The following is a 25,475-nucleotide window of genomic DNA, read 5'->3' on the forward strand; positions in this document are numbered from 1 at the left end:
ACGTGATGCGGCACTGCTCATCAGACCTCTTGCATAAGCAGTAGGGGCGAAAAATTTTTCGCCCCTACATCAAGCACATGCTTGATGCAGCCACTTGACGCAGGGCAGTTACGCAAGAGGTCTATCGTTCCAGTGACCACATCAAATCTGCGCCGGTGGTTTTGGCAGTGGTCTCGCTTTCCACGGAAAAGCCGTATTTCAGGTCATAGCGTGCTCTGAAAGAGCCGCCCTCGCCGGTGAGATCCTTGCCGTAGCTGATATACAGGTCTTTGTAGATCTCCTTGCCCATGACCAAGGAGACATCCGAAGCCTCCTTGCCGCCGCCAATGCTCACATCCACAAACTTTTCCATGTCGATGGCCGCCAGCGGGTTGACGGACTTGAGCAATGCTCCGCCGCCTATTTTACTGAGTGCCGCTGCTGCGGGCGAGAGAGCCGCCTCACCTTTCCGGCTGGACGAGACCCCGTTCTGGCCGGAGAGCAGCCAGGAGAGTATCTCCGAATCCTGCATCGGCGTGTCGGAGAAGAGTTTAATATTCATATCGTCCGGGGGGCTGCCGGTGAGATGAATGCCTGCCTCAACCTTGTTCACGGTTTTGGATGCGCGGATGTCGAGGCCGGGTTTGTCAATAGGGCCGCCCTGATAGAATATCCGGCCTTCATTGAGCTGGAGAGCGACACCCTCAAAATCCACAAAAGCGTCGCGGAGGTAAATCGCGCCAAGGGCGGTGACAGTCTGCTCCGGCTTGGCATTGATTTTCAGGCCGCCGTCAAGATAGCCCTTGAGACCAAAGGCATCTACCGCCACATCCTTTCCCAGCTCCACAGCGACAGTCGCAGAAAATGGCAGGCTACGTTCTGGCGGTTTGCCACCATTATCAATGACAACTACGTCCTTGGATGAGGAAACTGCGCCGCTGAAGCCTTTTGGGGCAATTTTTGCTTTCGGCACCACAATCGTGCCGCTGATGGCAGTGCCCTTGCCATTGTGCAATAGCTGCAAATCCGGGCTGATGAGCACATTGTATTCCGGCAGGTCAGCGGCCTGAAAGTTCTCCCCTTTGATGGTGAATTCGGCGGCCAGCGGTTGTTCCGGCCTGCGGGACACGGTGCCCTGCGCCCGCAGCTGTCCTTGACCTGAACCCGCTGTCAGATCGAGCTGATTGCTGCTGCCGTCGCCGTTCACCGCCAGCCGCAGCTCACGCAGGTTGATGCCTGCTGCTGGGACGTGAATCTTGCCCTCGCCGCTCAGTCCCTGCTTCAGGGCGAGCAGGCCGTCCAGCTCAGGCTTGGCCGCTGTGCCGCGCAAGTCAACGGTGCCGCCGAAACCGCCCTGTGTCTGCACCGCATAGTTGGTGAGCTGGGTCAGCGGGGCAATGTCCATGATGTTGATCACCGCCTTGCCGGAAAGCGGCATCTGCTCCGAATGGCGGAAGTCGCCGCAGCTGCTGGCGGCAGCGTCCAGCGTGGCTGTGCTGCCATCCTGAAACGTAGTCCGCGCGGTCAGATGAAGCGTATCGTTTTTCAGCTTGGCGGCTATCTGATTGTCCCGCCACCGCCACGTGGTCTGCTCTTCATCCGCATCGTAATTCTCTGCGGTCAGGGCCAGTTCCGGCAGGGAGACCGTCAGCTCGGCCTGTTGCGGCAATGCGCCCGTGCTCTGCGCCGCCGCACTCACTGCCAGCACGCCTTGCATTGCCGGGAAGCTCTCCGGCACAGGCAGCTGCCACTTCTTCAGCAGGTCAAGCGAAAGCTGCTCTGCTTGCACCTGCGCCTGCCAGCCCGCGCCCTGCTGCCACGAGCCGCTGACTGCCGCCCGCACCTTGTCCTGAGTCAGGGCGAAGCCGGAGAGCGAGCAGCGTTGCGCCGACAGCAGCAGGTCAGCGGGCCGCTCGGTCTTCCACGTGCCGAACTGCTTGTTCTCCAGCTCCATCTCCGCCAGCTGGCCCTGCCATTGCTGCTCCTGCCAGCCGCCCGCAGCGGCCAGCCGCAGCGTGCCCGGACTGCCCGCAACAGCAGCATCAAGCCGGTGCTGCGCCGCGCTGCCTTTGAGCAGCAGGCTGGCGGCGCTGATCTGCTCCTGCTTAACCTGAACGCCCTTGGCCTGAATGTTGGCATCCACCTGCCCGCTGGGCGACACGTCCGCCTTGACCGCCGCCTTCAGCTCCTTCAGGCTGTAGTCTTGGAAGCGCAGCTTGGAGCCGCTGGCGGTCAGACTGAGAGCGGGCTGCTGCGCCGTGCCGCTGACTGCGCCCTCAAGCTGAAAGCTGCCTGCTGCTGCCGGAGCAAGGCTGGCCAAGTTGTCCGAGCCAGCCTTGAACTGCAAGGCCAGCACCTGCTTGATGTTCGCCGTGCCGCTGGCCTGAACAAAGGTGGAGCCGGAGTGCAGGCGCAGCCCGTCCACGGTCACGGTCGTGCCGTCGAAAGCCGCCTTGCCGCCGCCTTGCAAGGGGAAGCCGCGCAGGCTGCCGTCCAGCCTGTCAATCTGCACCGCAGCGGCCAGCTTCTCCGCCGTCCTGCTGCCTTGGCTGCGCAGTTCAGCGTTGATTGCGCCGGGCCAGTCAGGGGCGATCAAGCCAGGATCAAGCCCAGCCGCCTTCAGCTCCGCCTGCCAGCTCAGGCCGCCCTTCCAGCCGAGGCTGCCGCGTAGCTGCAAGGCTGCCTTGCCGTCCGCGAGAACACTGATCTCCTGCGCGGTCAAACCGCCGCCGCTGTCCGTCAGCGAGCCAGCCGCCGTGACCTCCAGCGCGGAGAGGGCATGATTGCGGAACTTGAGCTGCGAGCCATTGAGATGCAGGGTGACAGCCGCATTCTCAGCCGGGCCGGCGGCGCTGCCTTCAAGCTGGAGCGAGCCGCCCGCCTCCGGGCTGAAGGCGGACAGATCAGCCGCCTCGGCCTGCACGCTCAGGCTGATCTGCTTGGCCGCGTCCGCTGTGCCGCTGATTCGCGCCTTGGCTATGCCGGAGTCCAGCTCCAGCCCGTCTATGGCCAGCTTCTTGTCTGCCAGAGCCAGCTTGCCGCCAAGGCTGAAGGGCTGGCCGCGCAGCTCGCCCTGCACGCCGTCCAAATGCAGCTCCAGCGACTGCTTCCCGGCAGCGAGCAGCCCGCTGCTGCGCACCTGGCCATTGATCTTGCCCGGCCAGTCAGCAGCGGCAAGGGCAGGGTCTATGTCCTTGGCCGCCAGCTCGGCCTGCCAGGAGAAGCCGCCTTTCCAGCGCATGTCGCCGCGCAAGGTCAGCTCAGAAACCTCATGCTTCACGGTGAAGTAGTCAACCTTCAGGCCGGTGTAGTCCGCCGCCTCCACTTTGGCCTCGGCTTGCACTGCGGGATAACCCTCGTGGTGAATCTCTGCGGCCACCGTGCCGCGATAGCTCTTGACCGTGCCCGAAGCCTCGACGATGCGCAGCGCGCCGTCCACTGGCACGTTTATCTTGAGGTCGCTGAGGCGGAAGTGGCCGCTCTCCGCTGCGGCCTGCCAATGCAGCTCGTTGAAGATGTCGGTGGCCTCGCCTTTCAGCGTCACTTTGGCCGGGCTGCTCATGGTCGCCTGCACTGCCGCCTTGCTGAAATCACCCTGCGCGGCCACGGTGCCGACAAGCTGGTTGATGCCATGATCCGGCACGCTCCAGCTGCCGCCCGCCTGCACCGGCCACGCGCCGGTGAAGCGCACCTTGCCGCTCAAGTCCGCGCCGAACTGCGAGGTGTCCGCGTGCAGGCGCAGCACCTCGGCGTGATCACCCTGCGCCGCCGCCTGCGCGAAGGCATCATGGATGACCAGCGCGTCCGTGCCGTCCTTGGTCACAATCCTGCTGTCAGCAAGGTGTAGCTCATCTATGCGCACTCCCAGCGGCAGGCTGAGTTCCGGCAGCACAATGCGCTTGTGTTCTTTCTTCTCCTGCTTTAGGGAATGGGAATCGAGAATGCGGACAGTCAGACCTGTTGCGGCAGCACTGCTGACATGCAGTGTCCGCTCTTGGAATAAGGCCAGCGGCTGCCAAGCGAAGCTGAAGTCCTTGACCGTGATCTCAACTTCGTCCTTGATGCGGATGCGCACCTTGCCCAGCCGCCAGTGGTCGAGCAGACGGCCCTGCGCCTCGTCAGCCGAGAAGTACGGCCCGGCTATCTGTCCGGCTGTGCGGACAAGGAGCTGCAAGCCGCGCTCCGTGCTGACAAGAGCAGCGATGCTGGCGGCGAGGAGAATCAGGCCAGCGAAGCCGCAGCGCAGCCAGCGTTTCAGCAGCGGCCTGCCCTTGGCCGGAGGAGCAGCATCCTGCAGCATGTTGCTCATGATCCCGATATCCTGCCTGCACCGCGCAGCTCGGTGCGGACTTCTTCCAATGCCGTGCGCCATTCCTCCAGCTTGGGATGGCCAAGCTCCTCGGCAAGCTGCACAGCCCGGCTGATGTGCTGCTCCGCCTTGGCTATGTCACCCTGCTTCTCATGAGTACGACCGATATTCCAGCTCGTCACCGCTTCACCTGCCTTGTCGCCAATCTCCCGCCTGATGGAAAGGCTCTGCTCCAGATACGTGAAGGCTGCGGCGTAGTCGCCCCGCGCATCGTAAACTTGGCTGATATTGTTCAGCGTCACGCCTTCCACCCTTTTGTCACCAACCTCCCGGCTGATAGCAAGAGCCTGCTCAAATAGGGGCATGGCCTTGGTATAACCGCCCTGTGCATGGTAAATCTGGCCGATGTTGTTCAGCGTCGTGCCTTCTCCTGCCCTGTCGCCAAGCTCCTGCCTGATCACAAGGCTCTGCTCAAGTATGGGCAGGGCTGTAACGTAGTCACCTTGGGCCCAGTGAATACCAGCGATATTGTGTAGCGTCGTGCCTTCCCCCGCCTTGTCGCCAATGTCCTGCCTGATGCGCAGGCTCTGCTCCAGATATTTCAGGGCACTAGCGTAATCGCCCCGCTCCTTGTAGATTTGGCTAATATTGTTCAGTGCCATGCCTTCGCCTGCCCTGTCGGCAATCTCCTGGCGGATGGCCAAGCTCTGCTCCAGATAGTTCAAGGCCGTATCGTAATCGCCCTGCGCATGGTAAATTTGGCTGATGTTGTTCAACGTTGCGGCTTCGCCTTCCTTGTTGCCAATCTCCTGCGTGATCGTGGACGATTGCCTGTATAGCTCAAGTGCATCCTCCATATTGCCAGAGACGTGATGCAATCCTCCTGCATCATTCAGTAGCTTGGCACGGTAGGCATTGCGATGCGGGTGCTCGTCCAGCAGCGCAGCTAAGGTGTGCAGCCATTGCTCCTTTTCCGCTTTGCTCAGACGTTGAGCCGGATGCACGTTCGTGTTGAACTCGGTGAGAAAGTCGCCCCGCAGCTGCTCCGCTTCCTCTTTCGGCGAGGCAAACTCATAGACGTTGCTGTACCAGTCGTAGAGGTCCGGGGCGTGCTCGGCCATGCTGTCCAAGGCGTGGCGCGGTAGCCAGAGGACGAGGGGCCGGGCAATCTGCTTGAGCGCGGAACGCCGCCAGTTGAGCTGCTGGAGGACGCGGCGCAGGGCTGCCTGTCCTGTCGGCAGCACGTGCTCCAAGCCGTGGAGGAAGACTGCGCTCTCTGCGGGTGCATCTTGCACCTGCGTCAGCAGCCAGCCGTCCAAGGTGGTGTCGCCAAAACCCTCTGGCGGCACGTGCAGCTCAATGACGGGTCGGGCGAGCTGTTCCTGCACCTGAAGGGAGAGCAGCTTGCGGGCGGTGGGGAGATTGACGAGGACAAAGTAGAGGGCAAAACCGTCCGCCATGCTCAGGGCGCGGCAGATGCGGCGGATGAGGGATTCAGCACTTTCAGACTGCATCATCGCCCGCAGCAGCGGCCAAGGCGGCCTTGACCCAGGGAATTTCCGCCGCTGCCGGATGCAGAGCCGCCCAGCGTTCACCTTGTGGATCGTCGTTCTGATACTCCAGCACCAAGCGCAGATTGAGCAGGCGGCCAGCCTTTTCATCGCCGCCTTGAACTTGGATGCGCCCTTCCTGCTGGATGCGGCGCAAGATGGGGAGGTCGTCGCTGCGGATGAGACGGTCGTACTCGTTGCGCAGCGTCTTCAGAGCATAGTTCACATCAGCGGCAGTGATGCTGTCCGCGTCAGTGTCCGCCGCCAGCCGCACTAAGCGCATCAGGTCACGCACCACGCCGCCGCTGGCCCGGACAAGGAGTTCCAGCAGCTGCGGCTCGGCAAAGACGTGCTGCGTGTCCACGCGCCGCTCAACCAGCTCGGTCAGCTTGGCAATGCCTGCGGCATCGGTTCGCACCATCGGCAGCACCAAAGGATCGTCAAAATCTGCGCCGAGGTTCTGGTTGTAGGCCAGCGAGACCGGCACGGTGTAGATGATATGGCACTGCGGCGCACGAAGCTGCTCGGCATGACGGATGAAAAGATCAGTATGCGTGGACACGCCGTCGCTGTTCAGCTCGTAGTGCATCTTCTCCATGCCGTCCACGATCAGGACGATGTCGCGGCAGCCATTGGCCTGCACCTTCTCGCGGGCCGTGGCAAGCAGGAGGTTGAGCCTGTCGATGAACACATTCAGCTCCCGCTTCAGCACTGTCCTGATGGTCTCGCGCTGACTGCTTCCCGCCTTAACACTGGCTGTGGCACTGGCAAAGAACTGGGCAAAGAAAGGAATCGCGCTGCCAGCCTTGGCCTCAGCACTGAGGCTGCCCTGCATCTCCCGGCACTTGCTTTCTTCAACAATGCGCTCGGAAAACCATTGGGCAATGCCGTTCAGCAGTTCTGACGAGAGCGGCATCTTTTTGCGGGCAAGCTCCGCCTCCACTTCCTTTGCCATTGCCACCAGCACATCAAGATAACTGAGTGACCCCAGATCAAGCATTTCCTCAACATCCATGTAGATGGTGAAGAACTGGTTGTCCTCCAGCTCCTGTTGCAGGCGCAGCAACTCGGTGGTCTTGCCGGAGCCGCGATGCCCGGTGAAAAGCAGCTTGACGCGGACATCCGCTTCGCTCCGTTTGATGCGCCGGGTGACGGTCTTGGCAATCTGCTTCACGCCCCGGTTCTCTGTCAGATCAACATAGCGTTTGTCGTCCGGCGGCAAGGGCTTGTCTGGGTTGCAGAATTGATAAACCTCATCAATAGTTTGCGCTCGTTTTGTCATATACGTTTTTCCCTGAAACAGAAAGGGCCGCCCCCAAGGTGATGTGCAGGCGGACGGAGAAGCCGTCTTTGGAGATTGGCTCGGCAAGATCAAGGCGGATCATCGGCGCGGCCCAGCTCCTGCCGTCTGCGCCGTGTCAGTCGTTGGAGACATATTGTGCCGCTGTGACGCGGCCTTGCTCAAGGCGGACGGCGCAGATGAAGCGGCCCATCGCTTTTCTGTCCACCACAAAAAACGAATTTTCATCCTGAGCATCAGGAGAAACTTCGTGCCCATGCGCCGCAGCCAGCTTGATAACTGCCTCCTGCGGCATTCCGGCGGCGATCTGTCCGCAAAAGTCCTGCATCTTCCGCTCGCGGATGAAGAACCAGCATACTTCGCAGCAGGCGAAGACGAAAAAGGCGAGCAGCGTCAGCAGGCCGCAGCGGAGGGCAAGGCGGCACTGCGGGCGGCGGAAGGCGGGGTTGCGGGGCGCTGGGCTTGGTTCGGGCATGGATCAGGGCCTGTTGCAGCAACCCAAGTTGTGACGTTTTTTCACTGCCGCAAGCCAAGATGAACAAAAAAATTCAATTCCAAAAAATGTTGACAGGCAGAACCTGTCAACAAGATGAATCCAATCAATCCAACCGACGAACTTGGATTATATTCAATTCAGCAGGGCGAGCACCTTGCGGTCGAGATTGTCCACCGCCTGTGAAATTTTTTCCGGCTCACGCTCTGCCGCTTCTTCCAGCATGTCTCCCCATTGCCGCAGCATGGCACTGTCAATTTTTCTGATCGTGTTGTTTTTGCTCCACTCGCGCCCGATCTTCGCGCCGAGAGCATCAAGACGCTGCCGGAGATCGCATTTGATCTCGGCAGGAGCCTTGGCGACCAGCTCCGCCGTGATTTCCCGCCAGCCCTTGGCATAGATGGTGCCTTTCTGGAAGGTTTCAAACCATGCCTGCTCCTTTGGCGACAGCGATTCCGCTGACACGGTTGAAAAAATTCCTAACTGAAGAACAGCCACCGCATAGAAGATATGCCTGACGCGCATCTTGTCTCCCCCTGAATGCAGTTGAAAAACAGTCTGTTATTGCCTCGCAGCTTCGATTATAGCAGCAGACCGCCGTCTTTTCAACCGCAGAACATGCCCGCCAGCAGGAAAATTCCGGCGAAGAGCAAGAGACAAAACAGCGCAGCGGTCAGGGCCAAGCGGCAGACGCGCAGGATATGCCGCCGCTCCGGGGGAACAAGCGGATCGCCGATCAGCGGCTTGCTGACAATTGTGCCAAAATAGCTGGCTGCGCCGCCTAGCTGAAGGCCCAGCGCGCCCGCCGCCGCCGCCTCTGGCCAGCCGGAGTTAGGACTGGCATGATTGCGGCAGTCGCGGCGGAGTATGCGCCACGCGGCCCGCAGGCTGCCGCCGGAGAACGGCGCGGCAAGAACAAGAGCAAAGCCGGAAATCCGGGCCGGAAGAAAATTGGCCAGATCGTCCAAGCGGGCCGGGCAGAAACCAAAATGCAGATACTGCTCGTTTTTGTAGCCGAACATCGAATCCATTGTGCTCACCGCCTTATACAGCATGGCGGCCAGCGCGGCGCAGGCGGCAGGCCAATCCGCTCCGGCAGGCAAAGCCAGCACCGCTCCGGTCGCTGCCCAAAACAGCGGCGCGGTGATGCCGTCGGACATATTTTCCGCCACACTCTCCACGCAGGCCCGGATCACCGCAGGCGCATCTAACTGCGCCGTGTCGCGGCCAACCAGCAGGCCCACTTGCTGCCGGGCTTTTTCAAGGCTTTCGTCCAGCGCGGCATGAACGTGCAGGGCATGACGGAGGAGATCACGGGCCGCAATCGTCGTGTAGAGCATGAAGGCGGTTCCGGCAAGCAGAAGCAGCTTAGGGCCTTGCGCGAGCAACGCCAGCAGTGTCGCGCTGATGCCGCCGGTGGCCAGCAGCACCAGCAGCACCGTAAGGCTGCCGCTGCTCCGCTCGCTGATCGGCAGACGGCGGGTGACGTGCTCCATCCGGGCGGCAAACCAGCCGATCAGCCGCACCGGATGCGGAAACCAACGTGGGTCGCCCAGCAGCAAATCAAGCAGGCAGGCGGCCAGCAGAACAGGCAAAAAGGACATTCACTTGACCAAAGCCAGCTCAATCAGCCGGTCGAGCAAGGCCGGAAAATCCAGCCCGATCTGCGCCGCCGCCTGCGGCAGGAGGCTGGTCGGGGTCATGCCAGGGATGGTGTTGGTCTCCAAAAGAAAAATCTCGCCGTCCTCGCGGATGATCATGTCCGTGCGGCTGCATCCGCGCAGCTGCAAGGCCTTGTGCGCCCGCAGGCCATAATCCTGAGCCTTCTGGCGAATGCTGTCGCTGACTTCTGCCGGGCAAACCTCCCTCGTCGCGCCGGGCGTGTATTTGGCCTCATAATCGAAGAAATCAAAGCGGCGGTCCGGGATGATCTCCACCAGCGGCAGGGCTGTCAGCTCCTCGTTGCCGAGCACACCGACGGTGATTTCCCGGCCTGCGATGAATTCTTCGACCATCACCTTGCTGTCATGCTCAAAGGCTTTGGCAAAAGCGGCGGCGAGCTGCTCCGCCTGCCGGACAATGGACATGCCCAGCGAGGATCCCTGCCGCACCGGCTTGACCACCACCGGCAGCCGCAGCTTGGCGAACAACGGTGCCGGATCGCTGACATGCGCTTTTTCCGCCATCTCCCACGCCGCCACCGGCAGGCCGTGCAGCTTATACATGACCTTGGCCAAATGCTTGTCCATCGCCAGTGCGCTGCCCAGCACCCCGGAGCCTTGGTAGGGAATGCCGAGCAAATCCAGCATTCCCTGCACCGTGCCGTCCTCGCCGCCAATGCCGTGCAGGAGGATGAAGGCCGCGTCCAGCTCAGGCGCGTCAGCGGCCAGCCGGGCAAGATCGGTCGCTGGATCGTAGCGCACGACCTCGTATTTGTCCTTGTTCAAAGCCTGCGCTACCCCTGCCGCCCCGCGCAGAGAAACCTCGCGTTCGCCAGAGATGCCGCCCGCGATCAATGCCAATCGTATTTTTTTCATTGTTTGATAATTATCTGTATGATATTGCAAATTACTTTATCCGCAGCGGCAGGCCGCAGCAGACGAAAAATACTTCATCAGCACCAGCGGCCACAACTTGGTTGCAGCGGCCTGCCAGATCGCGGAAGCGGCGGGCCAGCGGGTTGTCTGGAACAAGTCCCATCCCCACTTCGCCGCTGACGATGACAGTCCGGCCCTGATGTCTGCGGGCTGCCGCATGAAGCTGCGCCGCTAGCACAGCGGTTTGCTCCTCGCCCAGCTCTTTGCCAGCCTGCGCCGCCTCGTGCATCAAATTGCTGATCCATAAGGTCAGGCAGTCAATCAAAACCACCGTTCCGGCAGGAACGCTGTTTAGCTGTTCCGCCAGCCGCAGCGGCTCCTCAAGGGTCTCCCAGTCTCGGCCTGTGCGCTCGCGCTGATGCCGAAGAATGCGCTCATCCATTTCCGCATCAAGACGCGGGCAGGTGGCGATAAAAAGCCGTGGCGCATCCAGCCCTTCCGCTATCTGCTGGGCAAACGCTGATTTCCCGGAGCGGCTGCCGCCAGTGACAAACGTGATCATTGATTTGCCTCAAGACGCGCCGCCGCTTTCTGCCACATACGGCTGTTCAGCTCCTCCAGCATTTCCTTTGCCCATCGCCGCACGGTTTCCTCTGGCGGCGGCTCCTGCCAGATGATCGTCCGCAGGCAGTCTTTTGCCGCCGCCTCATCGGCAAAGCCTTCGCACAGTATCTGTGCTTTCAGCAGCAGTGCCTCAGCATGTGCAGGCAATTTCTCCAAAACGAGATTGGCAGCATGTAAGGCTTCGGCAAATCGCCCTCCGGCTTTCAAATGTCTCGCTTTGACCAGCTCTCCAGCAAGCTGTTCGTGCAGCGTGGCTGGCATCCGCAAGCCACCGGTGAAGAGCGGGACAAAGAAATCCGCCGCCCGCTCGGTCAGCTTTCTGAGAACAAAAGGCAGCAGCGTGTTGAGCAGCAACGCCACGGGCAGGGCAATCCATCCGATTGCAAAAAATGCCGCAAACCCGCCAATACAACAAGGGAAAATCAAGGCAAAAAAAATTCGCCAATACTGCGTTCGCGCAAACGAATCAATTTCTTTCATGTGCTTGCTCCAAGAAGCCGATCAGCATGTTTTGACCAACAAGACCGAAGCTGCCGTCTGTCACATGCAGCGTCAGCCGACATCTGCCGTGCGCTGCCGCTGGATAGTGCTGCTCCAGCACAGTTTCCCACCGCTCCTGATTCATAGAGGCAGGAAGATCGTTGCGCAGTTCTGCCGTCGCCTGCTGAAAGCGGCTCCGCTGTTCCGCAACCGCAACGCCCGCTGGAAGTGCAGGCAGCAGCAAATTGACCGTCTGCCGCAGCTCCGCCTCGCTTGCCTCAATAACTGCCGCAAACGCCTCTCGGTCTGCCGTGACAAAGACATTTGTCAGCAGCGGGCCGCTGGCCAGCAACGTCTGCCATGCCTTGAGCAGCAATTTGCTGCGGCGGCTGTCCGGCTGCGTTGTCGGCGCGGCGTGCAGCGGTACCGCAGACTGCTCATCCCGCAAAACGCGCAGCAGCTCCTTTTCGCGCAGGGCGATCTGCCGCAGGCTTTGGCGGATTTCCTCTTCCTGCCGCTCGACAACTTCGCCCAGCTTCAGCAGCAGCCGCGCCTGCCAGAGGCGTTCTGCTTCGGCGATATCCGTCTTCTGTCGCCTCACTGCGCTGATGATATCCTCCTGCCGTTCCGGTTCGCTGTTTCCGGCCACGAACAGGGCGGCGTGCTCGCCGGGCCGCTGCCGCAGATCAGCAAGCAAGCGGAAGAACCGCTCGCGGTCTGCCCCCAGCGGTGCCGGGCAGTGGCAACGGAGCAAGCCCTGCGCCAGCAGCTCGTTAGCCAGCGGCGGCAGCGTGTCCTGCGAGGGCAGATCGTTTTCCGCAGGCGCAAGATAGACAAGTCCGGCAAAAAGCTGTACAAGAGGGAACAGCGTTTCGTCCTTGGGCAGGACATCGGGAAAAATACAGGCAAATTCAGCGGGCATCAGATGAAAACCATTCAAGAAAAAATCACATTCGCCGCCGCTGCGGCAGTTTATCTGCTTATGCATCTGCGGGGCGGGCAAACTATCGGCGAAATGCTGTCGGGCACGGTCATCCAGTTGCTGACCACGGCCCCTTATGCCATCGGCTTCACCTTTATTCTGGTGCGGAGCATCAGCTTCCTGCATCAGGGCAGGCGGCTGCCTTGGGATCGCATCGCCCGCATTTTTTTCACCGTCGGCATCTTTTTCGGCTTTTTCTTCGGCCTCTATGAGCACATGGAACTGACCGGCAGGAAACAGGAAGCAGCACCCGCCGCCGGTTCAAACGCTCCCTCCTTATAGCAAAAGCACGGCTCAACTGCTTGAGATGACGCGCTGAACTTTTCAGCCGCCTATCCTAAAACGGCGCGGCGCGGCTGTCAACAGGTTTCTTTGCTGGATGCAGGATTGCAGATTTTGCTGTTTTAGTCCTTGCGGTGAACAGCGCAAGTTCTTATAAAAGAAAACGGATTCAACAATGCCGTCAGCGTGTGCGGCAGAAGCAACTTCTTCAACTGAGGCATTTGACATGAAAAGGAACACTATGCGCAGCGCCGTGAAAAACAGAAACTTCCTGAAAGCCGCCGCCTGCGGGTTGGCGTTGTTCGGCCTGCTGGCTGGCTGCTCGGAAGAAAAAAAGGAAGGCGAAAAAAAAGGTGTGGTTGAGCAGGCTTCAGACAAGGTGGCGCACAAGGTGGTTGAACAGATTCAGCAGCCGCTGAATAAAGCGCATGATTCGCAAGCCTTGCAGAATGTCCAGAATCAGAAAATGCAGGACATGGTTGAACAAAGCGGGGGAGAAAAGCCCAAAGAGTGATTGACGGCGTGCATCCCAGCCGTTTTCTGAAAACGGTCAAATAAGAGACCTCTTGCGTAACTAGCTGCCGGGGCGAAAAATTTTTCGCCCCGGCAGTGCGCACATGCTTGGCGCAGCCGTTCAGAGCAGGGGCAGTTTTGCAAAATATCTACTATAAAAAGCTGCTTGCCCCATGCTCCGTCTCTGTCAATCCAACCGCCTTGAGCACCTGCTGACCGCCCTCTGCGCAGTGCTGGCCCAGCCTGCGGGCAGTCCGCTTGTGCCGGAGCTGGTTGTGGTGCAGAATCCCGGCATGGCCCGCTGGCTTTCGCAGCAAATTGCCCTGAGCACAGGCATCTGCGCCAACATCGTTTTTCCGCTGCCTGCCTCCTTTATCTGGAGCCTCTTCGCTAAAACCCTTGGCGGCCTGCCCGATCTGCGCGAGTTCAGCCGTGAGGTGCTGCTCTGGCGCATCTTGAACGAGCTGGACGAGCTGCTCGACACCCCGGCGATGCAGGAGATCAGGAGCTATCTGGCCGATGACCGCGATGGGCGCAGACGCTTTCAGCTGGCAGAAAAAATCAGCGATCTGTTCGATCAGTACTTGGTGTACCGCCACGAAATGGTGCTGGGCTGGGAAAAAGGCCAAGAAGATCATTGGCAGGCCCAGCTCTGGCGGCGGCTGACTGAGGGCGGCAGCAGGCATCGGGCTGAGGTGGTTGAACGCTTCCTGCTGGCAGCGGAAAACGGCAGTCTGCGCACTGAGAGCCTGCCCAAGCGGGTCTGCATCTTCGGCATCAACTCGCTCGCTCCGGTGTATTTGCGGGTGCTCGGCCAAATCAGCCACTATGTGGACATCCGCATTTTCCATTTCAGCCCCTGTCGGCAAGCCTGGGACGACATCATGCCGGAGCGGCTGATTGCCCTGCGGCGGCAGTCGTGGCGGCGCAGAGGGCTGGCCGATGTCAGCGGCTACTACAGCCCCGGCAATCCGCTCTTGGCCTCGCTCGGCGGGCTGGGCCGGGAATTTTTCGGGATGCTGATGGACCTGCACCCGGATTCCGAAGAGCAGGATTTGTACGAAACCCCGGGGCAGGACAGCCTGCTCGGCCAGCTTCAAGCAGACATTCTTGATCTGCGCGACCGCAGCAAAGGGCAGCCGCAGCCACTCAGTCCGGCTGACCGCTCCATCCGTTTTCACTGCTGCCATAGCCCGCTGCGGGAGATACAAGTTCTGCACGACCGCCTGCTGGAGCTGTTCGCCGCTGATTCGGCCTTGAAACCGGCGGACATTCTCGTCATGGCCCCAGACATCAGCCGCTATGCCCCAGCCGTGGCTGGCGTGTTCGGCTCGGCAAAAGACAAACTGCGCATTCCGTGGTCGGTCGCCGATCAGTCCCGCCGCGAGGAACAGCCGGTGATGGATGCGTTTCTTGGGGTGCTTGGCCTGCTTTCCAGCCGCTGCACTGCGCCAGAGGTGATGGCGGTGCTGGAGAATCCAGTTCTGCTCGCTCGCTTCAATTTAAGCGAAAACGAAGTGCCGTTGCTGCGACAGATGGTCGCTGAAGCAGGTATCCGCTGGGGGTTGGAGCAGCGGATGCGGCAGGATGCCGATGCCCTGCACACGTGGGAGGCGGGCATAGACCGGCTGCTGCTCGGCTGCCTGACCGGGCCGCTTGACGTACCGTGGCAGGGCATCATGCCGGTCAGCGGCGGTGCGGACTGGCTGGGCAGTCTGGCGGAATTCATCCGCAGCCTGCGGCGGCTGCGGCGGCAGACCGCCCGCCCTCTGCTGCCGCAGGCTTGGGCTGGCTTGCTTCTCCGTCTGCTCACCACCGTGCTCGACAGCGGCAGCTCTGAGCATGAGACCGGCTTGCTCCTCCTGCGCCGGACGATCACCGACTTCGCTGACAACTGCGCTCAAGCCGAGTTTGCCCGCCCCCTCAGCCTGAATGTTGTCCGCCGTTTTTTCCAGCAGCAGTTGGCAGCTCCGGCAGGCGGCCAAGCCTTTCTCGCCGGGCGCGTCACTTTCTGCAACATGGTGCCGATGCGCTCGGTGCCGTTCAAGGTGATTTGGCTGCTCGGCATGAACGATGCCGATTTTCCCCGCTCGCAGCATCCGCCTGCCTTTGATCTGATGGCCGAACGCCGCCAGCCCGGCGACCGCAGCCGCCGCGACGACGACCGCTATTTGTTTTTGGAAGCCCTGCTGTCCGCCCGCCGTCATTTCATCATTTCGTGGCTGGGCCGTGATCAGCGCGACAACGCGCCCCGGCCGCCCTCAACCGTTGTTGCCGAGCTGCGCGATTACATCAGCCAGGGCTGGCGGACAGCGGACGGCCCTGCTGCCGCGCTGCTCACGGTCGAGCATCCGCTTCAGCCCTTCAGCCGCAACTGCTTCACGCCGGACCAGCACCCGCAAACTGCCTCCTTTCGGGCGGAATGGCTGCCTGCTCCTGTGGAAATTTCGGCCTTTGCCAGCCGTCCGCTGCCCAAGCCGGAGCAGTGGGCGCGGCAGATTGACCTCAGCCAGCTCGTCCGTTTCTGGCGGCATCCGGTGCGCTTCTTCTTGGAACATCGGCTCGGTCTGCGCACCTTTTTCCCAAATCATGGCTTGCTGCCGGAAACAGAATCCTTTGTCCTCGACAAGTTGGAGCAGTACCATCTTGCCGAAGATATTTTGCATGATCTCCGCTGCGGCAGACCAGACTGTCATGCACCCTTGCATCGGCGGCAAGCTGCTGGCACCTTGCCCGGCGGCTATTTTGGTCAACTCATGCACCAACAACTGCGGGCCAAAGCAACAGAACTGGCTGCGGCCTTGGAACCGCTGCTCAGTCAGCCGGTTGAGCCTGCCGAGGTCAAATTGACAATTGACGGGGTGCGTCTGACTGGGCGGCTGACTTCCCTCTGCCGCTGCGGACGGATCACCTTCCGTCCAGCCAGCCTGAAGGTGAAAGACCGGCTCCAGCTTTGGATTCACCATCTCGCCTTGCTCCTGCATCAGCCCGCTGGCGTGGAGCCATGTTCGCTCCACATCGGTCTTGGCAAAGAAGCGACGGTCAAATTTGCTGCGGTGCCTGATCCCGAAGCCGAACTGGCCAAGCTGGTGCAGCTTTTCCAGCAGGGCTGCTGCGAGCCGCTGCATTTTTATCCCGAAACAAGCTGGGCGTGGGCGAAAAAGGTGCAGTCATGCCCGGCGACCGCACTGGCGGCAGCCCAGCGGGCCTGGCAATCTGGTTATCTCCAAGGCGAGCAGGATGACCCTGCGTATGAAATCGGCCTGCGCGGCCACACACCGCTGGATCAGCAATTTGAGGAGCTGACGCAGCTGTTCTTCAGGTTTATGGATTGAGCCTTCTCGTTTTTTCGTGTAAAAAACAACAGCCCTTTCTGCTGAGGCGGCGCAGGAGAAGTATCGGTATTGCCTCAGTGCGATTTTATGGCGGCAAGCTTGCAGCTGTCTGCGACCGCAAACGAATCTTAACCGCCCTGTAATTTAGGTTTTTTTCAGTTTCCCAACGAAATTATCCTGCCTGAAATGCCTGCTAAACAATCAAACAATCATATGTTGTTATTGCTTATTGCTCCAATGTTATTCATTCTCATATCTATAAATATGAGAATGTTGCAGGGGGCATATTATCAAGCATATTTTTTAGATCCTTCTTATGCATACCTGCTGAACTCTTTGAATATTGCTCACGGAGAACCGCCTGCACATGTAGATCATCCAGGAACAACGGTCCAGCTATTTGGCGGTATGATTCTTAAAATTAATTCACTTTTCGGATGGTTACATGGAAAAAGTGAAGATATCACCATGAAAGTTCTGTTGAACCCTGAAGATTTTATCAGTATCATCAGCGATGCAATTATATGTATCATTGCTATATCAGTCTTCATTTTTGGAATTCAGCTCCACAAAAACACGAGCAATATTTTATTGTCAATTGCTTCACAAATATTTCCTTTGTCTTTTCCAGTTTTATTAGAGCATCTTCCCAGGCTGGAGCCAGAGCCTCTTCTTGTTGCTTCTGCTTATTTGTTAGCAGCAGCATTAGTTCCTTTTTCTACCGGGGCTGTTGATGAACAGCGTGTCACGCTGAGGGCTATTATTGTCGGGATTATTTTAGGCGTTGGAGTGACAACTAAGGTGACGTTTGCTCCATTGCTGCTTAGCGTGTTTATATTGCCTAAAAACACTACACGAGGTATTGCTCTTTTAAGTTGCATAGTAACCGCATATTTACTGACAATTCCAATACATGATAATATGCGGCAGGTTGCAAGCTGGCTGTTCGGAATAATGACACACACTGGCCACTATGCAACCGGCCCGACCGGGCTGCCCTCAGCTTCGACTCTGCTCGCAAGTGGCATCCGTTTATTCAAAGAAAACCCTGTGCTCTGTTTTCCGATGGCCATGCTGCTGACGGCACTTTTTTTTGCTGAAAAAAAACGAGTTCTTTTGATAATGTTGTCAGCATCTATATGCTGCATTATTATTGTAATAAAACATTACAGTCAGCACTATCTTATGCAACTTATGGGATTTAGCTGTCTCCTCTTTGCTGCTGCATCTGTGTTGTTGTGTAAAAATAAATATACACTTTATGCTATTGCAGCAATTTCATGTATCTTGACATGCAATTCTTTCGTGGAAGCGAAAAAAGTTTATTTAAAATATAAAAGCATCCACGACAACTATGTTTATTTACATGAAATAGCAGAAAAAAAATGTATTCCTGTTGAATACTACAGGTCATCTTCTCAGCAGTACGCTTTAGTTTTTGGCAATGGTTTTGCTGGAAGCAGATACAACAAAGAACTGGCAACTATATACCCTGAATATATATATTATAATGATTTTGAAAAAAAGTTTCGTAGTATAGATAAAAGCATGTCTACAAACGATATCTGTTTGCTTGTTTCTAACAATAAACAGATATGCCTTCTTGGGACTAACAATCTGCTGCCTGACAAGCAAATGTTAACTAATGCAATAGCAAAAAAAGGCGACATTACACTATATCAAGCTCGCTTTAATGATTGTTTTAAATAAAATATTAAACAATAACACCAAGGAGCTGCTTATGAGAATTGCGGTCATGAAGGAAAATCATCCAGGGGAGCAGCGGATTCCCCTGATCCCGGCCACAGCGGAGAAATTGGTCAAGCTGGGCGCGGAACTGGTGGTTGAGGCTGGGCTGGGTCAGAGCTGCCGTTTCGAGGACGCGGACTACGAAAAAGCCGGTGCTACTGTTGCAGCCTCGCGGCGCGAGCTGCTTCAGTCCGCCGATATGGTACTCCGCCTGCGCAAGCCGCCGAAAGACGAGATTGAGCTGATGCGGCAGGGCTGCATTCATGTCAGCTACTTGGATCCTTTTAATGAAGCGGAACTGGTGGAGCTGCTGCGCCGGGCGGGCATATCCGCTGTCAGCTTGGAGATGATCCCCCGCAGCACTTTGGCTCAGAAGATGGACGTGCTCTCCTCGCAGGCCAATATTGCGGGCTACGCCACAGTGCTTCTGGCTGCCGAGCATTTGGACAAGATATTCCCGATGATGACCACGCCCGCAGGCACGATCAAGCCGGCGCGGGTCTTTGTCATCGGCGTGGGCGTGGCTGGCTTGCAGGCCATCGCCACCGCCAAGCGGCTGGGCGCGGTGGTTGAGGCCTTCGACACCCGGCCTGTGGTGGAAGAACAAGTCAAGTCGCTGGGCGCAAAGTTCGTCAAAATTGATCTCGGCGAAACCGGCCAGACCAAGGACGGCTACGCCAAAGCCCTCACGCCGGAGCAGCTGGCGTTGCAGAAAGAGGGCATGGCCAAGGCCTGCGCCCGCGCTGACGTGGTCATCACCACAGCCCAGCTCTTTGGTCGGCGTGCGCCGCGTGTCATTGACCGGAACATGCTGGCTGGAATGCGGCCAGGTTCGCTGGTGATTGACATGGCCGTGGAAAGCGGCGGCAACGTGGAAGGCTCAGAATTAGACAAAATCATCGAGTTCGACGGCGTGCGGGTGCTTGGCTTCGGCAATCTGCCGGGCCGCTTCGCTGAGACCGCCAGTGAGATGTATTCAGCCAACCTCGGCAGCTTTGTCGACCATTTCTGGGACAAGAAGGCAAAGACCTTCCATCTCAACCGCAACGACGAGATCATCAAGGGCGCACTGATCACCCATGACGGCGAGATCGTCAGCGAGATGTACAAAAGCATTATCAGCAAGTGAACTCAATGAATTGGAACAGGAATGAGCATCCCGCGAGATAAGCCATGACCTTGACGCAATCAGTCGTCCTTGCTGTGATTGAAGGGCTGACAGAGTTTTTGCCGGTGTCTTCAACTGGGCACATGATCTTGGCCTCTGCGGTCATGAAGATACAGGACAACGAGTTTGTCAAAACCTTTGAAATAGCGATTCAGCTTGGTGCCATTCTCTCTATCGTCCTGATTTACGCCCGGCAGTTCTTGAAAGGCATCAATCTGCATCTTAAACTGCTGATGGCCTTTCTGCCGACTGGCCTTGTTGGATTTCTGGCGCATGGCATCATCAAAACCTATCTGTTCAATCCAATTGTGGTGGCTGTCTCGCTGATCGTGGGCGGAGTTGTTTTGATTCTGATTGACCGGCATGTGACGAGTAAGGATTCGGCAACGCCAACGCTGGAGCTGATTTCGTACAAGAACGCCTTTTTCATCGGCCTGATTCAATGCGTGGCGATGATTCCAGGTGTGTCGCGTGCGGCGGCCACCATCATCGGCGGCATCTTCAATGGCTTGGACAAGAAGCAGGCCACGGAGTTCTCGTTCCTGCTGGCTGTTCCCACGATGTGCGCCGCCACCGGCTATGATTTGTTGAAAACGCCGCTCGCCTTTTCCAGTGTTGAGCTGAAACTGCTGTTGCTTGGCTCGGCAATAGCCTTTGCTGTTGCCGGAATAACGGTGCTCGTCTTCCGCAAGTTAGTGGAGCGGTATGGCTTCAAGCATTTTGGCTGGTACCGCATCGCCGTCGGCGTGGTCTTTTTGCTGACGATGACCATGTAGGGGCAAAAGATTTTTTGCCCCTACACCGGCCCGGCATAGCTCAATTCGCGGCTTATGCAAGAGGTCTGGCATCCCGACACAAAAACTACGCCCGATGAATTTGAAAAAAGTTGAGTAACCCAAGTAGGAATCTACGCCCGATGAATTGTAGCTGGGTTGAGCAACCCAAGAAGCAAATTGCGGGCGATGTATGCACTGACACAAGGAGATTGAAACATCATGCGCACACAAGAGGAATGCTCTGCGGGACAGAGCAGGAACAGGCTGCGTCAGGCGGCACAGACAGCACTTGCAGCCGGGCTGCCGCTGTGCTGGGGAACAGCGGCGCAGGCTGCGGACGCAGCCCACAGTCCTGCGGCTACCGACTATTGGTCGTTGCTCTTTGTCTTCACCTTGGCCACCTTCATCGGCCTTGGGATTATCCGCCGGGTCTCACGGCTGCTGCACACCCCGCTGATGTCCATCACCAATGCGATCTCAGCCATTGCCGTGGTCGGGTCAATCCTTGTGGCTGGCTCGGACTATCCGGCATCCATCCGCATCCTCGGCGCAATTGCCCTGTTCGCCTCGATGACCAACATCGTCAGCGGCTTCCTGATCACCGACCGGATGCTCAAGATGTATAAGACCGAGCCTGCCAAGAAGGCCGCGCCGACAGGAGACGAGCCATGATTCAGGCCTGCTATCTGCTTGCAACGATTCTGTTCATCTTCTCCCTGCACTGGATGAACCACCCGCTGACTGCGCGGAAAGGCGTGTTCGCCGGTGTGGCCGCCATGCTCATCGCCATCCTCGCCACCTGGGCGCAGCCGGTGATCGTCCACCACCTGTGGATCATCGTGCCGCTGCTCGCAGGCGTGGCCGTGGGCTGGCCTTTGGCGATGGTGCCTTTGACCGCAGTGCCGCAGCGGACTGCCCTGTCGCACGCCTTTGGCGGCCTTGCTGCGGGCTTGGTGGGCACCGCCAAGTATTATCTCTGGCTCGGCGAAGGGCCAGAGCAGCTGACGACCTTCCGCGTGGCCGCGATCATTGCGGAGATCATCCTCGGTTTCCTCACCTTTACCGGCAGCCTCATGGCTGCGGGCAAGCTGCAAGAGATCAAGTGGCTCCCGCAGCGGCCCGTGACCTATGAAGGCCAGAATGTCGTCAACATCGGCACCCTTGCGCTGGCCTTCCTCATCGGCATCTGGATTATCTTCAACCCTTCCAGCACGCTGGCGGCCTGCCTCTTTCCAGTGATCATCCTTATCGCCTTAGTCTTTGGCGTGATGCTGATCATCCCCATTGGCGGCGCGGACATGCCCACGGTCATCGCCATCCTCAACGCCTATGCCGGGTTGTCCGCTGTGGCGATGGGCTTTGTGCTCGACAACAAGCTGCTGATCACCGCTGGCGCTTTGGACGGATCGAGCGGCCTGATCCTTTCCATCATCATGTGCAAGGCCATGAACCGCTCCTTCATCAACGTGCTCTTCGGCGCGTTCGGCCAAGTGAAGCAGGGCGCGGCAAGCGGGGAGCAGAAGGAGTACAAGACTGACAGCACTGAGAGCGCGGCCCAGATCATGGAGCAGGCTGACACGGTGGTGATCATCCCTGGCTACGGCATGGCCGTGGCGCAGGCGCAGCACAAGCTGCAAGAGCTGTACGAGCAGCTCAAGCAGCGCGGCGTGACCGTCAAGTTCGCCATTCACCCAGTTGCGGGCCGGATGCCTGGCCACATGAATGTCCTGCTCGCAGAGGCAAACATTCCCTACACCGACTTGGTGGAAATGGACGAAATCAACTCCGACATGCCGCAGTGCGATGTGGCCTTAGTCGTCGGGGCCAACGACGTGGTGAACCCGGCGGCGCGGCATGACGCTAGCAGCCCCATCTACGGAATGCCGATCATTGCGGCGGACAAGGCCAAGATGGTCTTTGCCATCAAGCGCTCCAAGAGTCCCGGCTTTGCCGGCATTGACAACGAGCTGTACTTTGCCGACAAAACGTGGATGCTCTTCGGTGATGCCAAGCAGGTTATCGGCGAGATCGTCAGCCATCTCACGCCGGGCAGCGGAATGCACTGAGTATGAGTTGAGATCAGACAACGCAGGCGGACGGCGGCTGAAAATCAAACCGTCCGCCTGTTTTTTATCCTCCGCAGGCAGCCGTTCCGCTCAATCTCAGTCACTCTCCGGCCCGCCATGTTCCAACTCAGTCTGCGCAATAAATTCATTCTCTATTTTTTGCCCCTGCTCGTCGTTATTTTTTTTCTGAGCATTTTCTGCGTTTGCACTTTTTCCGGCATTCACCGGCAATTTCATGCCTTGCAGAATGACATGGCTCTAAACGCGGCAACGTCGCTGGAGCTGAAAAAACTTCTGCTTTCTTTGGAGCAAAGTCTGAGGGAAAAGCGGATTGACCGGGAAAAAATCGCCGCTGAGGCCGCGCAATTGCAAAAACTGATTGGCACTCATGCCGCCCGCCACACGCACACGCAGACTGATCCCGCAGGTCAAGCCGCGCATGAAATGCTCCATCATAGTGTCCTCGCCATGAGCCTGTCGAAATATATACTCAACGAATCCGCTGGCGGCTGGCCGGAGCAGGAGTTTGCCCAGATTGCCGCAGTCGTGCGGCAGGAGCTGGAAAAAATGGGCGAAGTGATTGACGGGCATCTCCAGCTCCATCTGCAAGAATTGACAAAAACCGAAGCCTTTGTTTCTGAGCAATACGAGCACACCCTGCTGGTGGTCGTTCTGACCAGCGCGGCGGCGGCCTTGTTGGCGGTGATGGTGTTTATTCTGCTGATGCGCTCGGTCTTGCGTCCAGTGCAGGTGCTGCAAGAAGGCACCAGACAGCTCGGCGCGGGCAATTTGCAGCATCGGCCTTTGATTCGCTCCGGCGATGAGTTTGAATTTCTGGCGGAGGAATTTGGCAAAATGGCCGAACAGTTAGCCGAGTATCACGGCAGTTTGGAACAGAAGGTGCAGGAGCGCACCCAGGAGCTGCTTCATGCCAATGCCGAACTGCGCCGGGCCGAAGAACAGGTGCATCAGCTTTCGCAGGAGCTGCTGACCGTGCAGGAGCGAGAGCGGCAGCAGATTGCCCTGTACCTGCATGATCAGGTGGCGCAGGAGCTGTCGTCGCTCAAAATCGCAGCAGGCGCGCTGTTCAGCGGTTCCTCCGTAGGACAGGAGGAGGAATTGCATGACTGGAGCGGCCAGCTCGACCGCTGCATCCGCACCGTGCGCGAGCTGTCCTACAATCTCCGTCCGCCCGGTCTGGAACAAATCGGCTTGGCCAGCGCGCTTGCCGATCTCTGCCGTGATTTCCTCCGCCGCACCGGCGTGGCGGTGCGATTTTCCGCTGTTGGCGCGGAACATTTGCAGCTTGAATTCAAATATGCTATTAACATCTACCGGCTGGCGCAGGAGGCACTGAACAACATCAGCAAGCACGCGGCGGCAGGCCGGGCAGAACTCCGCCTGATCGTCTCCGGGAGCAGCCTCATCCTCCGCATTGACGACAAGGGTTGCGGTTTTCTCCTGCCAGAGACCTACAGCCGGGCGCGGCAGGAAAAACGCTTCGGCCTGCTCGGCATGGAAGAACGGGTGCGGATGATGCAGGGGCTGTTCCGCATTCAATCTGCGCCGCAGGAAGGCACAAGAATTTTTGTAGAATTTCCGGGCCTGATCGCCGCTCCGCCAGATGAGGAGGAGCCGCTGGATCAGGCAGAACTTCAGACCGGCGCAGAGCCATGAACGCGCAGAAACGCATAGTCATCATAGACGATCACGACACGTTCCGGGCCAGCCTGCGGCAGATCATCGGCAGGATGGCCGGGTTCACGGTCGCGGGCGAAGCCGCCGACTCGCGCCAAGGTGAGGCGGAAGTGCGGCGGCTCCGCCCTGACTTGGCCGTGATTGATCTCTCTTTGCCGGATCGGAGCGGCATCCAGCTCACCCGGATTTTGCGGTTGGCAGTGCCGGAGACGAAGATCGTCATCGTCAGTATGCACTCGAAAATAGATTATATTGTCGGTGCGCTCCGGGCTGGTGCGACGGGCTATGTGATCAAAGAGTCGGTCTCTGGCTGCCTGCGCGATGCGCTGGAGGCTGTGCTGCGCAACGAGCATTATCTTGATGCCGCGCTTTCTCAAGAAATTGCGTCCCGGCTGCTGGAAACCGCTGAGGTCATGGACATTGCCGACGCGACCTATGGCAATCTCACCAGCCGGGAGCAGGAGGTGCTGCGGATGCTGGCACGCGGCGATGCGGTCAAAGATATCGCCGACCAGCTCTGCATCAGCGTGAAGACCGTCACCAATCATCGGGCCAACATTCTCAGCAAGCTCGACCTGCACAGCACGGCGGATTTGGTTCGCTACGCGGCCAAGCTCGGCCTGCTGGAAGAAGCCGAATAACGCCGCCTCATGCCCTTTTCCCAAATTATCGGTCAGCGCAAGGCGCTGGGCCTGCTCCGCCGCGCCCTGAATGGCGGGCGGCTGGCGCACGGCTATCTGTTCACCGGGCCAGAAGGCGTGGGCAAAAGCACCACTGCCCATGCCTTGGCCGCCACGCTGCTTTGTGAGCGAAAAGAGAGCGGCCCGCCTTGCAATCAATGCCCCGGCTGCCGGAAATTCGCCGCAGGCAGCCATCCTGATTTTCTCCTGCTTCAGCCCGAAGGCGCGGGCATCAAAATCAATCAAATCCGTGAGCTGAAAAAGGCTCTGACCTTTCCGCCGTTCGAGCGGGGAATGCGGACGGTGATCATCGAAGACGCGCAGAGCATGGGCCGCGAGGCAGGCAACAGCCTGCTCAAGCTGCTGGAGGAACCGCCGCCGGACAACATCCTTCTGCTCATCGCTTCGGATGCCGAGCCGATGCTGGAAACTATTGTTTCCCGCTGCCAAGTCATTCCCTTTGCCCCGCTGACTGAGGCGGAGACGGTTCAGGTCATCCGCCGCGCCCATCCTCAATTCAGCATGGACGAGGTGCGGACTATGGCCAAGCTCACCGGCGGCTGTCCGGGCCGCGCTGAATCACTGCACAGCAGCGAGGCCTTGCAGCTGCATCAAGACTGCCTGCGTGCCCTGCTGGCCGAAAGCGCAGGCGAGGCGGCGGCGGTTGAGCAGGCGCTTGCTCTGGCCGGGCGGCTGGCGGAATTGAAAGACGAGCTGAATCTTTTTTTTGATCTCCTTGCCCTCTCCTGCAAAGAGCTGATGACCGCCCTCCTTTGCGGGGAGGAGCTGGAAGCTGGCCATCCGCTGGCCAAAGCAAGAGAACGCTGGAATTTGCAGCGGCTTTCTGCTATGGTGGAGGCGGTTGAATCGGCCCGCAGCGATCTGGCGAGAAATTGCAGCCGCGCCTTGGTCTGCGAGGTGCTGCTGTTGGAGCTGTTCTGCGGGTGAATGGCA

General features: G+C 58.7%; 23 protein-coding genes. 11 read left to right on the forward strand and 12 right to left on the reverse strand.

The window, feature by feature from the left end:
- Nucleotides 1-121: 121 nt before the first annotated feature.
- From ACNKH6_RS04935 to ACNKH6_RS04985, 11 genes are all read right to left on the reverse strand, one after another.
- The gene (locus tag ACNKH6_RS04935; protein ID WP_417914431.1) at nucleotides 122-4,288 is read right to left on the reverse strand and encodes a translocation/assembly module TamB domain-containing protein; all 4,167 of its coding nucleotides are present in this window, start codon (nucleotides 4,286-4,288) and stop codon (nucleotides 122-124) included.
- Nucleotides 4,285-5,805, reverse strand: a complete 1,521-nt coding sequence (locus ACNKH6_RS04940; RefSeq protein WP_417914482.1) for a tetratricopeptide repeat protein — start codon at nucleotides 5,803-5,805, stop codon at nucleotides 4,285-4,287. The genes ACNKH6_RS04935 and ACNKH6_RS04940 overlap by 4 nt, the downstream gene beginning before the upstream one ends.
- Nucleotides 5,792-7,120 carry a hypothetical protein gene (locus ACNKH6_RS04945; protein WP_417914432.1) on the reverse strand — a complete coding sequence of 443 codons (1,329 nt, stop codon included), beginning with the start codon at nucleotides 7,118-7,120 and terminating at the stop codon, nucleotides 5,792-5,794. Before ACNKH6_RS04945 ends, ACNKH6_RS04940 begins: the two co-directional genes overlap by 14 nt.
- Nucleotides 7,095-7,223 (reverse strand): hypothetical protein, encoded by a 129-nt coding sequence (locus tag ACNKH6_RS04950; RefSeq protein WP_417914433.1) that lies wholly within the window; start codon nucleotides 7,221-7,223, stop codon nucleotides 7,095-7,097. Before ACNKH6_RS04950 ends, ACNKH6_RS04945 begins: the two co-directional genes overlap by 26 nt.
- Nucleotides 7,224-7,256: 33 nt before the next feature.
- Nucleotides 7,257-7,613, reverse strand: coding sequence for a hypothetical protein (locus ACNKH6_RS04955; RefSeq protein WP_417914434.1), 357 nt, complete (start codon nucleotides 7,611-7,613; stop codon nucleotides 7,257-7,259).
- A gap of 153 nt (nucleotides 7,614-7,766) precedes the next feature.
- Nucleotides 7,767-8,156, reverse strand: coding sequence for a hypothetical protein (locus ACNKH6_RS04960; RefSeq protein ID WP_417914435.1), 390 nt, complete (start codon nucleotides 8,154-8,156; stop codon nucleotides 7,767-7,769).
- Between the two features lie 80 nt (nucleotides 8,157-8,236).
- Nucleotides 8,237-9,235, reverse strand: a complete 999-nt coding sequence (cbiB, locus tag ACNKH6_RS04965) for an adenosylcobinamide-phosphate synthase CbiB (protein ID WP_417914436.1) — start codon at nucleotides 9,233-9,235, stop codon at nucleotides 8,237-8,239.
- Nucleotides 9,236-10,168 carry a D-alanine--D-alanine ligase family protein gene (locus ACNKH6_RS04970; protein ID WP_417914437.1) on the reverse strand — a complete coding sequence of 311 codons (933 nt, stop codon included), beginning with the start codon at nucleotides 10,166-10,168 and terminating at the stop codon, nucleotides 9,236-9,238.
- Between the two features lie 31 nt (nucleotides 10,169-10,199).
- Complete coding sequence (gene cobU, locus ACNKH6_RS04975; RefSeq protein ID WP_417914438.1) at nucleotides 10,200-10,730, reverse strand: bifunctional adenosylcobinamide kinase/adenosylcobinamide-phosphate guanylyltransferase; 531 nt, start codon at nucleotides 10,728-10,730, stop codon at nucleotides 10,200-10,202.
- Entirely contained in the window at nucleotides 10,727-11,272 is a 546-nt protein-coding gene (locus ACNKH6_RS04980; protein WP_417914439.1) for a hypothetical protein, read from the reverse strand. The genes cobU and ACNKH6_RS04980 overlap by 4 nt, the downstream gene beginning before the upstream one ends.
- A complete protein-coding gene (locus ACNKH6_RS04985; protein ID WP_417914440.1) occupies nucleotides 11,259-12,194 on the reverse strand; it encodes a hypothetical protein in 936 nt (311 codons plus the stop codon). Before ACNKH6_RS04985 ends, ACNKH6_RS04980 begins: the two co-directional genes overlap by 14 nt.
- A gap of 3 nt (nucleotides 12,195-12,197) precedes the next feature.
- Here ACNKH6_RS04985 and ACNKH6_RS04990 point away from each other — a divergent pair, with 3 nt between their 5' ends.
- The 8 genes from ACNKH6_RS04990 to ACNKH6_RS05025 all read left to right on the forward strand — a co-directional run bounded on the left by ACNKH6_RS04990 (nucleotide 12,198) and on the right by ACNKH6_RS05025 (nucleotide 22,143).
- Nucleotides 12,198-12,536, forward strand: a complete 339-nt coding sequence (locus ACNKH6_RS04990) for a hypothetical protein (protein ID WP_417914441.1) — start codon at nucleotides 12,198-12,200, stop codon at nucleotides 12,534-12,536.
- Between the two features lie 253 nt (nucleotides 12,537-12,789).
- Nucleotides 12,790-13,050 carry a hypothetical protein gene (locus ACNKH6_RS04995; protein ID WP_417914442.1) on the forward strand — a complete coding sequence of 87 codons (261 nt, stop codon included), beginning with the start codon at nucleotides 12,790-12,792 and terminating at the stop codon, nucleotides 13,048-13,050.
- Nucleotides 13,051-13,222: 172 nt separating this feature from the next.
- Entirely contained in the window at nucleotides 13,223-16,384 is a 3,162-nt protein-coding gene (gene recC, locus ACNKH6_RS05000; RefSeq protein ID WP_417914443.1) for an exodeoxyribonuclease V subunit gamma, read from the forward strand.
- Between the two features lie 186 nt (nucleotides 16,385-16,570).
- Nucleotides 16,571-18,094, forward strand: a complete 1,524-nt coding sequence (locus tag ACNKH6_RS05005) for a hypothetical protein (protein WP_417914444.1) — start codon at nucleotides 16,571-16,573, stop codon at nucleotides 18,092-18,094.
- Between the two features lie 31 nt (nucleotides 18,095-18,125).
- A complete protein-coding gene (locus ACNKH6_RS05010; protein WP_417914445.1) occupies nucleotides 18,126-19,262 on the forward strand; it encodes a Re/Si-specific NAD(P)(+) transhydrogenase subunit alpha in 1,137 nt (378 codons plus the stop codon).
- A 44-nt stretch (nucleotides 19,263-19,306) separates the two neighbouring features.
- Nucleotides 19,307-20,077 (forward strand): undecaprenyl-diphosphate phosphatase, encoded by a 771-nt coding sequence (locus ACNKH6_RS05015; protein WP_417914446.1) that lies wholly within the window; start codon nucleotides 19,307-19,309, stop codon nucleotides 20,075-20,077.
- A gap of 219 nt (nucleotides 20,078-20,296) precedes the next feature.
- Nucleotides 20,297-20,749 (forward strand): NAD(P) transhydrogenase subunit alpha, encoded by a 453-nt coding sequence (locus ACNKH6_RS05020; RefSeq protein ID WP_417914447.1) that lies wholly within the window; start codon nucleotides 20,297-20,299, stop codon nucleotides 20,747-20,749.
- Nucleotides 20,746-22,143, forward strand: a complete 1,398-nt coding sequence (locus ACNKH6_RS05025; RefSeq protein ID WP_417914448.1) for an NAD(P)(+) transhydrogenase (Re/Si-specific) subunit beta — start codon at nucleotides 20,746-20,748, stop codon at nucleotides 22,141-22,143. Before ACNKH6_RS05020 ends, ACNKH6_RS05025 begins: the two co-directional genes overlap by 4 nt.
- A gap of 96 nt (nucleotides 22,144-22,239) precedes the next feature.
- Here the strand turns inward: ACNKH6_RS05025 and ACNKH6_RS05030 are convergent, their stop codons facing one another.
- Nucleotides 22,240-22,380, reverse strand: coding sequence for a hypothetical protein (locus tag ACNKH6_RS05030; RefSeq protein ID WP_417914449.1), 141 nt, complete (start codon nucleotides 22,378-22,380; stop codon nucleotides 22,240-22,242).
- A gap of 15 nt (nucleotides 22,381-22,395) precedes the next feature.
- Between ACNKH6_RS05030 and ACNKH6_RS05035 the strand changes: the two genes are divergently transcribed.
- The 3 genes from ACNKH6_RS05035 to holB are packed head-to-tail and all read left to right on the forward strand — an operon-like array spanning nucleotide 22,396 to nucleotide 25,469.
- Entirely contained in the window at nucleotides 22,396-23,820 is a 1,425-nt protein-coding gene (locus ACNKH6_RS05035; RefSeq protein WP_417914450.1) for a HAMP domain-containing protein, read from the forward strand.
- Complete coding sequence (locus tag ACNKH6_RS05040; RefSeq protein ID WP_417914451.1) at nucleotides 23,817-24,482, forward strand: response regulator; 666 nt, start codon at nucleotides 23,817-23,819, stop codon at nucleotides 24,480-24,482. Before ACNKH6_RS05035 ends, ACNKH6_RS05040 begins: the two co-directional genes overlap by 4 nt.
- A gap of 9 nt (nucleotides 24,483-24,491) precedes the next feature.
- Nucleotides 24,492-25,469 (forward strand): DNA polymerase III subunit delta', encoded by a 978-nt coding sequence (gene holB / locus ACNKH6_RS05045; RefSeq protein WP_417914452.1) that lies wholly within the window; start codon nucleotides 24,492-24,494, stop codon nucleotides 25,467-25,469.
- The last annotated feature ends 6 nt before the right edge of the window (nucleotides 25,470-25,475 follow it).

The sequence above is a fragment of the Candidatus Electronema sp. JM genome (genome assembly GCF_048287415.1).
Lineage (GTDB): Bacteria > Desulfobacterota > Desulfobulbia > Desulfobulbales > Desulfobulbaceae > Electronema.